Origin of the sequence: Streptomyces sp. SM10, assembly GCF_002910915.1 — a bacterium.
In the GTDB taxonomy this organism is placed as follows: domain Bacteria; phylum Actinomycetota; class Actinomycetes; order Streptomycetales; family Streptomycetaceae; genus Streptomyces.
On record NZ_NEUF01000117.1, the window covers coordinates 1 to 14041 of the forward strand.

Sequence of the window (14041 nt, forward strand, 5' to 3'; positions counted from 1 at the left end):
TAGGGCCTGCCGATTATCAACTCGCCGTCTTGATCTCCGGTGGCGGGGTGATTCCGAGCTGTGTGGCGAGGTCTGCGAGGTCGTCCAGGGTGGCGAGGCGGTGCTCGGCCGGGGCGTTGATGTGCCCGATCTCGTCGAGGAGTTGGTGGGTCTTGCGGATGCGCCGGTTGATGGTCTGGGGCGCGACCGCGAAGAGGCGGGCGATGGCGACCTGGGGAAGCCCGAGCCTCTCGTAGAGGAGGGTGGCCAGGAGCCGGTCGACGAGAGTGAGGCCCGGGCGCCGGCCGGTGTAGAGGCCGGCGGCGGGAGTCTTCTGCCGGTCGCCGCCGCGCCGCTGGTGTAGGTCGTCTTCCCGCTGGGCCGTGCGGGCCGCCGCCAGCTCACCGATGAGCTGGCCCCATCGTTCGTCGTCCATGCCGGTCAGGGCCGGGTGGACCAGCCAGGCGCGGCCGGGGCCGGGCTGGAGCTGAGGCAGTACGGGAGGGATTCCATCCCGACGGTGCTCCTCGGGACGCAGGGTGTAGTTCCAGTCGCCATGCCAGTCGTGGCGGTTCAGCGGCAAGGCGGTCATCTGCCCGTCGCTGACCCTCAATCCGGTCTCATAGAGGGCAGTGTCGAGCTCGGCCCGGATGGCGAGGCCGGTGCGGGTGGTGGTCGCGGCGATGCTGTTGACGATGACGTCATGGCTGGTCAGCGGCCTGCCTCGCCAGTTCATCGTGATGTGGGAGAACAGCCGGTGCTCAATTTTGTTCCATTTTGAAGTACCTGGAGGAAAGTGAGACACGCTGATCTCCAGGCCGGTCTCGAGGGCCAGGGCGGCCAGCTCGAACTTCCAGGCGCGGGTCCGGTGTCCGTTGGAACCGCCTGCGTCCGCGGTGATCAGCAGGCGTCCGGAGTGCGGGTAGGCGGCATGTCCGGCCGCATGCCACCAGCGGCGGATGGAGGCGACGGCGAACGCTGCGGTGTCGTGATCGGTGCCGACGTTGACCCAGCCGGCATCCTCGGCCAGGTCGTAGATTCCGTACGGGATCGCCTTGCCCAGATCGGCGTCGGGAAAGTCGTGAGTACGGACCCGGACCGGTTCCCCCTTGCGATGCCACTCGCGCCCGCCGTTCTTGTAGTTGCCCACCAGCTCCTTCTTCTTGGTGTCCACGCTGATCACGGGGTCGCCTGCTGCCTGGAACTCCTTGGCCTGGTCGTTGATATAGCGGAACTGTCCGTCCCGGTCCGGGTGCTGCTTGCCTTCGGTGGTCTTGGCGTTGCCCTGGAGGCTGAAGCCCTCCTCGCGCAGCACCGCCGCCACCGTGTCCGCCGAGACCCGATGGCCCTGCCGGACCAGCTCGGCGGACAACTGCCGCGTCGACTTCACCGTCCACCGCAGCGGTGACATCGGATCCCCACGCACATTCGGCTCCACCAAAGCCAGCAGCGCGGGCCGCAGCCCCGGATTCAGGTCCACCGCCCGTTTGCGGCCCCCGCCCACCCGGCGGACCCGTCCCAACAGCACGTCACCGGACTCAAGTTCAGCAGCCCCGCGTGAAACGGTGCCCTCACGCACCCCCGCCGCGCGAGCGACGAGCCTGATCCCGCCATGCCCCAGCGAGCGTGCCTCCGCTCCTATGGTCAGTCGCCGCTGACGCTCGTCCAAGTGCGGGAACAGCGCCTGAAACTTCGCCGCCAGCCCGGTCTCGATCCCCTCCGATCTCCCCATACCACAACAACGAGCCACAATCCCGGAAGCGACGGCTTGTTTCCCGGCAGGCCCTTACGCGCCGCGCAGCACCGCACCGGTGCGCTCGGCGGCCAGGGCGACCGCGGTGTCACGGGCCGCGGAGGCCTCCTCCACGGTGAGCGTGCGGTCCGGGGCGCGGAACCGCAGCGCGTACGCCAGGGACTTGTTGCCCTCGCCGATCTGCTCGCCGGTGAAGACGTCGAAGAGCCGCAGCGATTCGAGGAGGTCACCGGCGCCTTCGCGGAGCGCCTTCTCCACCGCGTCGGCGGGCACGCCGGAGGCCACGACGAGCGCGACGTCCTGGGTCGCCACCGGGAAGGTGGAGATCCGGGGCGCCTGGAGCGCGCCGTCGACGGCCTGCTCCAGGACGTCGAGCTCGACCTCCATGGCGCAGGTCCGCTCGGGCAGGTGGAGCTCCTTGACGACCCGCGGGTGCAGTTCGCCCGCGTGGCCGAAGAGGGTCTCCTCACCGGCCACCGTGACGTACAGCGCCGCGCAGCGGCCGGGGTGCCAGGGCGCGTGCCGGTCGGCACGGACCGTCACCTCGACGCCGGCCTCGGCCGCGATCGTGCGGGCCGCCTCGACGGCGTCCGCCCAGCCCGCGGGGCGTCCCTTGCCCCACCAGCCGGCCTGCTCGCGGGCGCCCGCGAGGACGACGGCGGCGTGGCGCGGCTGACGCGGGAGCGCCGCGTCCAGCCCGGCGATCTCCTCGTCGGTGGGACGGCGGTCGACGGGCAGCCGTACGGCCTTGGTCTCCTCGCCGGTCGGCCTGAAGACCAGCCCGGTCTCGAAGAGCGCCAGGTCGTGGCTGCCCCGGCCGTCGTTGCGCCGCAGTGCGCCGAGCAGACCCGGCAGCAGCGTGGTGCGCAGCGCCGGCTCCTCGTCGGAGAGCGGGTTGACGAGGGTGACCGTACGGCGGCGGGCGTCGTCCTTCTCCAGGCCGAGCTGGTCGAGGACGGTGTCGCCGATGAACGGGTAGCTGAGCGCCTCGACGTAACCGGATCCGGCCAGGGCACGGCCGACGCGACGGTACAGCCGCTGGCGGTCGGTGAGCCCGCGTCCGGACGGCGGCGTCGGCAGGGTGGACGGGAGGTTCTCGTACCCCTCCAGCCGGATGACCTCTTCCGCGAGGTCGTTCGGCTCGGCGAGGTCGGGCCGCCAGGACGGCACGGTGACGATCAGCTCGTCCTGCCCGTAGACGTCGCAGCCGACCTGCTGGAGGCGGCGCACGACGGTCTCACGGCCGTACGCGACCCCGGCCACCCGGTCGGGGTGGTTCGCGGGCATCGCGATGGAACGGGGCGCCGACGGGGCGGTGATCTCCGTGACGCCCGCCTCGGCGGTGCCGCCCGCCAGGAGGACCAGCAGGTCCACCGTGCGCTGCGCGGCAGCGGCGGCGGCCTGCGGGTCGACGCCGCGCTCGAAGCGCTTGGACGCCTCGGAGCTCAGCTTGTGGCGGCGTGCGGTCCGGGCGATGGCGATCGGGTCGAAGTGCGCGGCCTCGATGACGACCTCGGTGGTCCCGGCCCCCTCGGCCGTGTCGGCGATCTCCGTGTCCGCGCCGCCCATGACGCCGGCGAGGCCGATCGGCCCGCGGTCGTCCGTGATGACCAGGTCCTGGGCGTCCAGGACCCGCTTGGTGCCGTCGAGCGTGGTGAGCTTCTCGCCCTGCTCGGCGCGGCGGACACCGATCGCTCCCGCGACCCGGGTGCGGTCGTAGGCGTGGAGCGGCTGGCCGAGCTCGAGCATCACGTAGTTGGTGATGTCGACGGCGAGCGAGACCGTGCGCATCCCGGCCTTCTGCAGCCTGCGCTGCATCCAGATCGGGGAACGCGCCTCGGGACGCAGACCGGTGACCGTGCGCGCGGTGAAGTTGCCGCATCCGATCGGGTCGGACACCTTCACCGGGTAGCCGTGCGCATTGGGCGGGGGCACGTCCAGGAGCGCCGGGTCGCGCAGCGGCAGCCCGTACGCGATGGCGAGCTCGCGGGCGACCCCGCGCATCGAGAGGCAGTAGCCGCGGTCCGGCGTGACGGCGATGTCCAGGACCTCGTCGACGAGCTCGAGGAGCTCGATCGCGTCGGTGCCGGGCTCGTACTCCGGCGGCAGCACGAGGATGCCCGCGCCTGCGTGGCCAGAGGTGTCGCCCGTGCCGAGCTCGTCGGTGGAGCAGATCATGCCGTGCGAGGTCTTGCCGTACGTCTTGCGCGCGGCGATCGCGAAGTCACCGGGCAGCACCGCGCCCGGGAGCACCACGACGACCTTGTCGCCGACGGAGAAGTTGCGGGCACCGCAGACGATCTCCTGCGGTGCGCCGGTGCCGTTGGCGGTGCCGACGTCGACGGTGCAGAAGCGGATGGGCTTCTTGAAGCCCTCCAGCTCCTCGATGGTCAGGACCTGTCCGACGACCAGGGGGCCCTTGAGGCCGGCGCCGGTCTGCTCGACGGTCTCGACCTCGAGGCCTACGGAGACGAGCTTGGCCTGCACGTCGCGGCCGGTCTCCGTCGCCGGCAGGTCGACGTATTCCCGCAGCCAGGAAAGCGGGACGCGCATCAGATCTCCATCCCGAACGGCCGGGTGAACCGGACGTCACCCTCGACCATGTCTCGCATGTCTTCGACGTTGTGGCGGAACATCAGCATCCGCTCGATGCCGAACCCGAAGGCGAATCCGCTGTACTTCTCGGGGTCCACGCCGCAGGCGACGAGCACCTTGGGGTTGACCATGCCGCAGCCGCCGAGCTCGATCCATCCCTCGCTGCCGCAGGTGCGGCAGGGGCGGTCCGGGTTGCCGACGGACTCGCCGCGGCAGACGTAGCAGACCATGTCCATCTCGGCGGACGGCTCGGTGAACGGGAAGAAGTTCGGCCGCAGCCGGGTCTTCATGTCCGGGCCGAAGAGCGCCTGGACCATGTGGTCGAGGGTGCCCTTGAGGTCGGCCATGGTGAGGCCCTCGTCGACGGCGAGCAGCTCGATCTGGTGGAAGACCGGGGTGTGCGTCGCGTCGAGCTCGTCCGTGCGGTAGACCCGGCCGGGGCAGACCACGTAGACGGGGGGCTTGCGGCTGAGCAGCGACCGGGCCTGGACAGGCGAGGTGTGCGTACGCAGCACGACACCGGACTCGTCGCCCTTGGCACCGTCGGCGCCCTGGACGAAGAAGGTGTCCTGCATCTGCCGGGCGGGGTGGTCGGGCACGAAGTTCAGGGCGTCGAAGTTGAACCACTCCGCCTCGACCTCGGGGCCCTCGGCGATCTCGTAGCCCATGGCGACGAAGACGTCGGCGACGCGCTCCATGATGGTCGTCAGGGGGTGGCGCGCACCGGCCGGGGTGCGGTCGTAGGGCAGCGTGACGTCCACGGCCTCCTCGACCAGCACCCGGGCGTCACGCTCGGCCTCCAGCTCGGCCTGGCGGGCGGCCAGTGCCTTGGAGACGGCGCCGCGGGCCTGGCCCACGCGCTTGCCCGCCTCGGCCTTGGCCTGCGGCGGCAGCGCGCCGATCTCCCGGTTGGCGAGCGAAAGGGGCGAGGTGCCACCGGTGTGCGCGGTCTTCGCCTGGGCGAGCGCGTCGAGGTCACCCGCGGCGGCGAAGGCGGCGAACGCCTCGTCCCGCAGGCGCTCGATCTCTTCCGGTTTCAGTGCCTCGACCTCGACTGGGTCGTACGACTTGTTCGGTGCCGACATCTCTTCCCGTGCTTCCGATTGGCTGGAGGCGACCCTGGTTCGACGACTGAGGACGCAAAGGTGCCAAAAGTCGAGTCTACGGGCCGCCGGGGGGCGAAGAAGCCCGTGGGCCGCTCAAGCCAGATAGGCCGGCGCGCTCACGGGCAGGATAAACCGGAATTCCGCGCCGCCGCCGGGGGCGCGGTCCACCGTGATGGTGCCGCCGTGGGCCTCGACGATGCCCTTGACGATGTAGAGGCCCAGGCCGGTGCCGCCGCGCTTGCTCCCCCGCCAGAAGCGGGTGAAGACGCGGCCCATCGACTCCTCGGGGATGCCGGGGCCTTCGTCGCTCACGGTGACTGCCGTTCCGCTCTCGTCGCTCTTGCCCGGTGCGGGCGCAGGGGCGATCCCAATGGTGACGGTTCCCTCGCCGTGGCGCACCGCGTTTTCGAGGAGGTTGCCGAGGACCTGGTCGACCTTGTCCGGGTCCGCCCAGAGTGCGGGCAGCGGCTGCCGGGTGTGGACGAGGAAGCGGTCGGGCGCCTGGCCGTTCGCGATGTGGGCCTGGACGTGGCGCTCGACGGCGGCGGAGACGTCCACGGGCTGGCGGCGCAGCTCGAGCCGGCCCGAGTCGATGCGGGAGATGTCGAGCAGCTCGGCGATGAGTCGGGTGACGCGGTTGGCGTCCGCGTCGACGGTCTCGAGCATCAGCCGCTTCTGGTCGTCGGTGAACCGCTCCCACTTCGCCAGCAGCGTCGCGGTGAAACCCTTGACCGAGGTCAGCGGGGAGCGCAGCTCATGGGCGACGGTGGCGATCAGCTCGGCGTGGCTGAGCTCGGTGCGGCGCCGGGCCTCGGTGCCGCGCAGCGAGACGACGAGCCGCCGGACCGGGCCGGTGGGGACCTCGCGCACGTAGCGGGCGGAGACGAGGACCTCGCGGCCACCGGGGAGCAGCAGGTTCTGCTCGGGCTGGCCGACCCGGATGGCGAGCCCGCCGTACGGATCGGTCAGGTCCCACCAGCGTCGTCCCTTGAGGTCCTCGAGGGGCAGTGCCTGGTCCAGGGGGCGGCCGAGGGCATCGGCGGCAGGTGTGGCGGTGATCCGGGCGGCAGCCGCGTTGAAGCAGACGACCTTGCCGTTCTCGTCGGCGACGACCAGGCCGTCGGGCAGGTCGTCCGGGGCGATGCACGTGGCCGGATCGCCGGCGGTCCGGCTTCCGCCGGCCCCGTCGGGGAGGGGACGCACGGCGGCCGTGTGTGTCGCTCGCGGCCTGCTCATGCCGACTGCCATCTTCCCGTACCCCACCTCTCGAACCGGTGCAGTGGGCCCGTGAGTTCGTCACCCTACTAGGCGTCAGCGGCCGGGCGACACCCTCGGGGGCCGCCACCGGCGGGGTGTGGCCCGTATCGGTCGGTGGTGCGCCGGCGGGGGATCAGCCGGCGCGCGAGGGGCGCTGGGCCCGCGCGGAGGCGTAGAGGCACACGGCGGCGGCGGTCGCGAGGTTGAGGCTCTCGGCCCTGCCGTGGATCGGGACGCGGACCACGGCGTCGGCCAGGGCCCTCGTCTCCTCGGGCAGGCCCCATGCCTCGTTGCCGAACACCCAGGCGGTGGGGCCGCCCATGGTGCCCGCGTCGAGCTCGTCGTCGAGGTCGTGCTCGCCCGCTCCGTCGGCCGCCAGGATGCGTACACCGGCGTCCCGGAGGCCCCGCACGGCCTGCTCGACGGGCACGCCCACGGCCACCGGCAGGTGGAAGAGCGAGCCGACGGAGGCGCGGACGGACTTGGGGTTGTAGAGGTCCACGGAGGCGTCGGTGAGCACGACCGCGTCGGCACCCGCGGCGTCCGCGCAGCGCAGGACCGTGCCCGCGTTGCCGGGGTCGCGCACGTGGGCGAGGACGGCGACCAGGGTGGGCTTCGCCGCGAGGATGTCCTCGAAGGGCGAGTCGAGGAAGCGGCAGACGCCGATCAGCCCCTGGGGGGTGACCGTCTGCGAGACGTCGGCGAGCGCGTCGCTGTCGGCGAGGTGCACGCGGGCACCCGCGGCGCGGGCTGCGTCGATGATGTCGGCGTACCGGTCGGCGGCCTCGACGGTGGCGAAGAGCTCGGTCAGTGTGGGCTCGCCGTCGCCGCCCCGGTGGGCGGCGGCCTCCCGCACGGCCTGCGGCCCCTCGGCGATGAACCTGCGCTCCTTGCCGCGGAAGTTACGCCTGGCCAGCCTGCGTGCGGCGGCGATTCGCGGCGATCGCGCGGAGATCAGTTCGGGGGTGCCCATGGTCGGCGGCGAGCCTCTCTGCGTATGTCGGCTTCTCTGCGTACGTTTCTCTGCGTACGGCTGACTACGTACGCGACACGTCGCGCAACGCACCGGACCCGCAGACGGCACACGCCTGCGGGTCCGGCTCGGAACGCTGGGACGCCGAGGTCCTGCCTGGATCAGGCGGCCTTCGGGGCGTTGACGTCACTCGGGAGGGCCTTCTGGGCGACCTCGACGAGGGCGGCGAACGCGTTGGCGTCGTTGACCGCGAGCTCGGCCAGGATCTTGCGGTCCACCTCGATGTTGGCGGCCTTCAGACCCTGGATGAGGCGGTTGTACGTCATGCCGTTCTGGCGGGCGGCCGCGTTGATGCGCTGGATCCAGAGCTGACGGAAGTCGCCCTTGCGCTTCTTGCGGTCGTTGTAGTTGTAGACCAGGGAGTGGGTGACCTGCTCCTTGGCCTTGCGGTACAGGCGCGAACGCTGACCGCGGTAACCGCTGGCGGCCTCGAGGATCGCCCGGCGCTTCTTGTGGGCGTTTACTGCCCGCTTGACGCGTGCCACTTTTGACTCCTTGCAGCGGGGGCGGGTGGTCGCATTAGTCAGACTCACCCGACCCGGAAACGAATTGGTCCCGGTCGGATCGAGGGCGTCTCCGGGTTCACCGGAGACGGCGCCTCACTTGCCGAGAAGCTTCTTGACCTTCTTGGCGTCGGCCGGAGCCACGACGACCGTGCCGGTCAGCGAGCGGGTCTTCTTGGACGACTTGTGCTCGAGCAGGTGGCGCTTGCCCGCCTTCTCGCGCAGCACCTTGCCGGAGCCGGTGATCTTGAAGCGCTTGCTGGCACCGCTGTGCGTCTTGTTCTTCGGCATAGCGCCGTTATCTCCTCGTCAGTGGCGCCCCTCTCGGTGCGGGCACCGGACTGCAGGGGCGTCAGATCTCTGGGTGGTTTCCGAGGGACCCGGGGGCGCCTGGGTGGCTGCCCCCGGAGGTCACGCCTCGGAAGGTGTCTCGGCCGGTGTCTCAGCCGGAGCCTCGGCCGCTGCGGCCGGGGCCTCAGCGGTCTCACCCTCGGACTCGGCGTCCGGGGTGTACCCCTGACGCTCCGCCTTACGGGCGGCCTGGGCCTCGCGGGCTTCGGCCATGGCTTCGGTCTTCTTCTTGTGCGGGCCCAGAACCATGATCATGTTCCGGCCGTCCTGCTTCGGGTTGGACTCGATGAACCCAAGGTCCTCGACATCCGAAGCGAGACGCTGGAGCAGTCGGAAGCCCAGCTCGGGGCGGGACTGCTCACGGCCACGGAACATGATCGTGATCTTGACCTTGTCCCCCTGCTTGAGGAACCGGACGACGTGACCCTTCTTGGTGTCGTAGTCGTGCGGGTCGATCTTCGGCCGGAGCTTCATTTCCTTGATGACCGTGTGCGCCTGGTTCTTGCGCGCCTCACGGGCCTTCATGGCCGACTCGTACTTGAACTTCCCGTAGTCCATGAGCTTGCACACGGGGGGACGGGCTGTCGCCGCCACCTCGACCAGGTCGAGGTCGTACTCCTGTGCGAGCTCCAGGGCCTTGGCAAGCGGAACAATCCCGACCTGCTCGCCGCTGGGACCGACAAGTCGCACCTCGGGAACGCGAATCCGGTCGTTGATGCGGGGCTCGGCGCTGATGGATCCTCCTCGGTAGCACCACGCGACCGCCTGGCGGACAGCCGCGTAACGTCTTCTGTGAGACCAACCGAGCCGGGAAAACCAAAAAACCCCGGACGGGACACAGGCGGGGCTCCAGGAACTACCGGAACACCGCCGCGTGCAACCGCGGGGCGCTATCGGGCGGCCCCATCGTCCGTACGGAACGATGGTTGCCACCTGACCGGTGACCCGCCGTCCCGGAGGACGGTCAGGTGGGAGATCGGAGCCTCCACTTGTGGGCCGGTCACATAGGTGTCCGGCCGGTCGTTACACAAGGTTAGCAGCTCCCCGGGGCAACGGCTAACCCGCCGTCCTGACGGCTCCCGCAGGCGGGGCCGTGTCCGCGTGGCCTTATCGTGTGGGGCATGAGCGACGCGACCACCCCCAGCACCGAGAACCCCGGCTTCGACGACATGGCCCGTGACATCGCGGAGGTTCCCGCGGTCGAGGTGATCGTGACCGTCGCCGTCAACCTGATGAGCGCGGCAGCCGTGAAGCTCGGCCTGACCGAGGAGGGCGAGCAGCACAAGGACCTGGACGAGGCCCGCAAGCTCGTCCAGGCGCTGGCGGGGCTGCTCGACGCGAGCGCCACCGAGATCAGCACCTTCCACGCCTCGCCCCTGCGCGACGGCCTGAAGTCGCTCCAGCTGGCCTTCCGCGAGGCCTCGCTCGTCCCGGACGAGCCCGGCCGGGGCCCCGGCGAGAAGTACACCGGTCCTGTCTACGGCTAGCCGCCCCGCGCCCTCCCGGAGCCCGTCGCCTGCCCCAGGCGGCGGGCTCGCGTGCGTCAGCGGCTGAACAGCGGGTCGCCCGGGGGCTCGGCGCCGGCCGGCAGGAGCGCCAGGTCGATGCCCCGCACCAGACGGGCGCGCAGCACCTCGCTGGCGGAGAGGGCGTCGGCGACCCGGCGGGCGACTTCGGCCACCACGGCGTCCGGGGCGAGGAGGAGGGCGAGGGTGCCGTCGGCCCGGCCGGGGCCGAGGTGGGCCCGCAGGACCGCGGGTTCGGCGGCGACCGCCTCCCTCACCGCGGCGACGACGGCGGGGTCGTCGAGCGGATCCGCGCTCGCACGGTTCTCGGCCAGGGCCAGCAGGGCCGGGCCGGTCAGCTCGAAGGCGACGGGGCCCGCCAGGTCCAGCACCACCGTGTCCGCCTTCTCGTGCGCGGCCGCCTGCAGGGCCTGGTGCAGGGGTACGGCGACGGGGCGCGCCTCCGGGTCCCAGCGGGCCAGCGAGGCGGTGGAGGTGAAGGCGGGCAGCGCGCGCCGGTCGCCGGCCTGGAGGGTCGGGACCGCCATGTCGCTGGTCTTCTCCCGGCGCAGCCCGCCCCCCCGTCGCCCGCCAGCACCCTTCCCGGGAACATCGCGCTCCGCCTCGTCGTCCTCCTCCACCTCGCCCAGGACCGCGACGACCGGCACGAGCAGCCGGGCGTCGCGGAGCGCCGCGAGGACAGGGCCGACGGCCGTACGGTCGTCGGCCCATGCCGCGAGGGCCGCCGTCAGCTCGGGCGAGGCCGTGCCGTCGTCGTCGGAGAAACCGGAGTCCGGGATGTTCTTGAGCGCCACACGACGAGCGTAGTGGGTCGCCTCTCTCACCTGGGCGACAGGTCGGGCACAGGCTGCTGCCAGGTGGGCTCCCTAACGTCCGGCCCATGCCCCGTCACAGAACGCGCAGACCCGAGCTGTCCGCCCTGGTGACCGCCGTTGCCGTGCTGCTGGCCGGTTCCGCCGCGGGAGGTGCGTATCTGGTGGTTCGTTCGCCGGATGACGCGCAGGCGGCCGTGGCCGCCGTATCGTCCGCGTCGAGCCCGCCCGCCGCGGCGGTCCCGAGCGAGGAGCCCGAGGTGGATCTCGACGCGGAGCTGGCCGGCGCGCTGGCCCCCCTGGCCGACGGCGCGGACATGTCGGTGGCCGTGCTGGACACGGAGAGCGGCGCGACCGCCGCGTACGGCGACGGAACCTTCGACACCGCCAGCGTCGTCAAGGTGGACATCCTGGCGGCCCTGCTGCTGCTCACGCAGGACGAGGGCCGGGAGCTGACCGCCGCCGAGCACACGTACGCGGAGGCCATGATCCGGCGCAGCGACAACGCCTCGGCCACCCGGCTGCTCGAGGTGATCGGCGGGGAGGAGCGGCTCGACGCGGCCAACGAACGGCTGGGTCTGACCTCGACGAAGGCCGCCCACGCGTGGGGACTGACCCAGACCACGGCCTCCGACCAGGTACGGCTGCTCCAGGCGGTGTGCGGTACGGACTCGGAGCTGTCGGCGGACTCCCGGGCGTATCTGACGGGGCTGATGGGCCAGGTCGAGGCGGACCAGCGCTGGGGGGTGTCGGCGGCCGGCTCCTCCGCGGTGCTGAAGAACGGCTGGATGCCCCGGACCACGACGGGTCTGTGGGACATCAACAGCATCGGCTCGGTGGAGAGCGGCGGGCACACCCTTCTGGTGGCGGTGCTGTCGCGCGGGCACGCCACGAAGGAGGCGGGGATCACCCTCGTGGAGTCCGCCGCGAAGGCTGCGGCCGCCGTGACGGGCGCGGTGGGCGATCCGGACTGAGGCGTGGCGTGCGGCGCGGGGGCGGGTCCGGACGGCGGTGCGCAGGTCCGCTCAGCGGAGGGGGCCGCCGGGGAGCGGGGGGTACGCGGCGGCCGGATTTCCGCCGCGCGGGTACCGGCCGACGGTGTTCCTTCCGCGCCACAGCACCACGGCCAGGGCCAGGAGCACGGCGCCGAGACCGCCCGCCGCGGGGGCCAGCCAGCCGGCCGGGTCCCCGTCGTCCCCCTGCCGGGTGGGGCCCGAGCCGAAGTACTCCGTGTGGTGACCGGCCGCGGCGGCCCGCGCGGCCAGGTCCGCGGGACGCAGCTTCGCCCCGGCCTCGATCGCGGCGGCGGGGTCGACCAGGCCGTAGCCCCGGGCGTCGTCGCGGCCGCCGTCGGGGGCGTCGCGGGCGGTGTCCGCGAGCAGCGTCTTGATCTGCGCGGGCGTCAGCCCCGGGTGCGCCGCGCGCACGAGGGCCACGGCCCCGGAGACGAACGCCGAGGCGGCGGACGTGCCCCACTCGATGTAGTAGTGCCGGTCGGGGTTGGCCACGACGATGTCGACGCCGGGCGCGCTGACGGTGGCGTACCAGCGGCGGGTGGAGAACGCGGCGTGCGTGCCGTACTTGTCGACGGCCGCGACGGCGATCACTCCGGGGTAGGCGGCGGGGTAGGAGACCCTGTCCCCCTTGTCCCCGCTGTTGCCCGCGGAGGCGACGACGGCGACGCCCTTGCCGAGGGCGTACTGCACGGCGGCGTCCTCACCGGGTTCCGGGTGCGCCGACTCGCTGTCGTCGCCGAGGGAGAGGTTGATGACGTCGGCGCCCTGGTCGGTCGCCCAGCGGATGCCGTCGGCGAGCGCGGTGCCGCGGGACGCGCGGGCCTCGGCGCGTGACGCGTCGCCCGACTCGAGGATCACGCGTACGGGAAGGATCTTCGCTTCCGGGGCGACTCCGAGCACACCGTCCTCGCGGCCGGGCCCGTTGCCGCGCCCCGCGATGATCCCGGCCATCGCCGTGCCGTGAAGGGCCCAGGAGCGGTCGCCGCGTCCGGCGCCGAACCCGATGAGGTCCTTGCCCGGGAGCACCTGGCCTGCCAGGTCGGGGTGGTCGTCGTCGACCCCGGTGTCGAGGACCGCGACGGTGATGCCCTTGCCCTTCGTGGTCTGCCAGGCCGTGTCGGTGTGGAGGGCCTCGAGCCCCCACTGCTGGTCGCGGATGGCGTCCGCGTGTGCGGGTACGGCGGGCAGCAGGGCGAAGGCGGTGGCCGTGGCCACGGCGGCGAGCGCCCTGAGCCGGCGGGGGCGGGTCACTCCGGCTTCTCCGTGAGGTCGGTGACGGTCCTGCGCAGGGTGCGTTCCACCCGGTCCGCGACGCCCTTCGCCTCGTGGCCGAGTCCGGCCTGCGCGACGGACGTGGAGGCACCGGCGGCCATGGCCTCGGCCACGGGCTCGGGCTCGGCGACCGCCCGGCCGTCCGCGAAGCCGGAGACGGCGAACACGACGACGGGCACCTCGGTCAGGACGTGCACCGTCCAGCTGGCGCGCTGCCGGTCGCCGAAACCGGCGGCGACGGTGTCGTCGGCGGGGTAGGTGCGGGGCATCAGGTCGGAGCGCTCGGAGAGCTTCTGGGTGGTGAACCGCGTGCTGAGCGCGCCCATCGCCTCGGCGTCCGCCTCGGTGAAGACCATGCCGACGGTGGTCACGCTGGTGCGGGTGGCGTCGGTGTAGGTGGCACGGAGCAGGCGTTCGCAGCCGACCGGCCGGAGCGTCTTGACCAGCAGCGGGTCCAGGCCCGCCGCGCAGCCGCTGTCACCGGCGACGGCGACGCGGGTCCAGACCCGGTCGGTGGCTCCGGGGCCCGCGCCGTCGCCCTTGAGGGTGCGCGGGAAGAGGGTGTCGACGGGCGCGCTGTGCCAGAGCGAGCGGCTCACGGTGTACGCGCTGTCCGCGCCCGGGTCGGCCGCGGAGTCGCCGGTGAGCCAACTGCCGGTGACGGCACCGCCGATGAGCCCGAGGCCGAGCACCGCACAGGCGGCGGCCGCCACGGTCCTGACGGGGCTGTGCGCCGTGACGGGGCGCAGCCGGGTGGTGGTCTCGGCGGGCGTCTCGGCGTACGTGTAGGAGGCGCCGGGCGGGGCCGGGGTCGCGCCGGGGCGCGGGGTGAGGTCCA

The 14041-nt window shown here is 72.3% G+C and carries 13 protein-coding genes; 2 read left to right on the forward strand and 11 right to left on the reverse strand.

What is annotated here, in order from left to right:
* Window positions 1–16: 16 nt before the first annotated feature.
* The 8 genes from B9S57_RS18200 to infC form a co-directional block, all read right to left on the reverse strand.
* Window positions 17–1711 carry an ISAzo13 family transposase gene (locus B9S57_RS18200; protein ID WP_103514838.1) on the reverse strand — a complete coding sequence of 565 codons (1695 nt, stop codon included), beginning with the start codon at window positions 1709–1711 and terminating at the stop codon, window positions 17–19.
* Between the two features lie 54 nt (window positions 1712–1765).
* Window positions 1766–4285 (reverse strand): phenylalanine--tRNA ligase subunit beta, encoded by a 2520-nt coding sequence (pheT, locus tag B9S57_RS18205; RefSeq protein ID WP_103516629.1) that lies wholly within the window; start codon window positions 4283–4285, stop codon window positions 1766–1768.
* The gene (pheS, locus tag B9S57_RS18210; protein WP_103516630.1) at window positions 4285–5412 is read right to left on the reverse strand and encodes a phenylalanine--tRNA ligase subunit alpha; all 1128 of its coding nucleotides are present in this window, start codon (window positions 5410–5412) and stop codon (window positions 4285–4287) included. The genes pheT and pheS overlap by 1 nt, the downstream gene beginning before the upstream one ends.
* Window positions 5413–5526: 114 nt before the next feature.
* Entirely contained in the window at window positions 5527–6681 is a 1155-nt protein-coding gene (locus tag B9S57_RS18215) for an ATP-binding protein (RefSeq protein WP_103516631.1), read from the reverse strand.
* A gap of 142 nt (window positions 6682–6823) precedes the next feature.
* On the reverse strand, window positions 6824–7663 hold the full coding sequence (locus tag B9S57_RS18220) for an RNA methyltransferase (protein WP_103516632.1): 840 nt from the start codon (window positions 7661–7663) through the stop codon (window positions 6824–6826).
* Window positions 7664–7824: 161 nt separating this feature from the next.
* Window positions 7825–8208, reverse strand: a complete 384-nt coding sequence (rplT, locus tag B9S57_RS18225; RefSeq protein ID WP_003970214.1) for a 50S ribosomal protein L20 — start codon at window positions 8206–8208, stop codon at window positions 7825–7827.
* A gap of 114 nt (window positions 8209–8322) precedes the next feature.
* The gene (rpmI, locus tag B9S57_RS18230; RefSeq protein ID WP_099176763.1) at window positions 8323–8517 is read right to left on the reverse strand and encodes a 50S ribosomal protein L35; all 195 of its coding nucleotides are present in this window, start codon (window positions 8515–8517) and stop codon (window positions 8323–8325) included.
* A gap of 120 nt (window positions 8518–8637) precedes the next feature.
* Window positions 8638–9312 (reverse strand): translation initiation factor IF-3, encoded by a 675-nt coding sequence (gene infC, locus B9S57_RS18235; protein ID WP_103516637.1) that lies wholly within the window; start codon window positions 9310–9312, stop codon window positions 8638–8640.
* A 386-nt stretch (window positions 9313–9698) separates the two neighbouring features.
* Here infC and B9S57_RS18245 point away from each other — a divergent pair, with 386 nt between their 5' ends.
* Window positions 9699–10064, forward strand: coding sequence for a DUF1844 domain-containing protein (locus B9S57_RS18245; RefSeq protein WP_103516633.1), 366 nt, complete (start codon window positions 9699–9701; stop codon window positions 10062–10064).
* Window positions 10065–10120: 56 nt separating this feature from the next.
* Here B9S57_RS18245 and B9S57_RS18250 read toward each other — a convergent pair whose 3' ends face one another.
* Window positions 10121–10897 carry an SseB family protein gene (locus B9S57_RS18250; protein WP_103516634.1) on the reverse strand — a complete coding sequence of 259 codons (777 nt, stop codon included), beginning with the start codon at window positions 10895–10897 and terminating at the stop codon, window positions 10121–10123.
* A gap of 86 nt (window positions 10898–10983) precedes the next feature.
* Here B9S57_RS18250 and B9S57_RS18255 point away from each other — a divergent pair, with 86 nt between their 5' ends.
* A complete protein-coding gene (locus B9S57_RS18255; protein WP_103516635.1) occupies window positions 10984–11889 on the forward strand; it encodes a serine hydrolase in 906 nt (301 codons plus the stop codon).
* 51 nt (window positions 11890–11940) lie between these two features.
* Here B9S57_RS18255 and mycP read toward each other — a convergent pair whose 3' ends face one another.
* On the reverse strand, window positions 11941–13182 hold the full coding sequence (gene mycP / locus B9S57_RS18260) for a type VII secretion-associated serine protease mycosin (protein ID WP_103516636.1): 1242 nt from the start codon (window positions 13180–13182) through the stop codon (window positions 11941–11943).
* Window positions 13179–14041: hypothetical protein (locus B9S57_RS18265; RefSeq protein WP_258036436.1), on the reverse strand; the 863-nt coding region annotated here is incomplete at its 5' end. The genes mycP and B9S57_RS18265, both read right to left, overlap by 4 nt.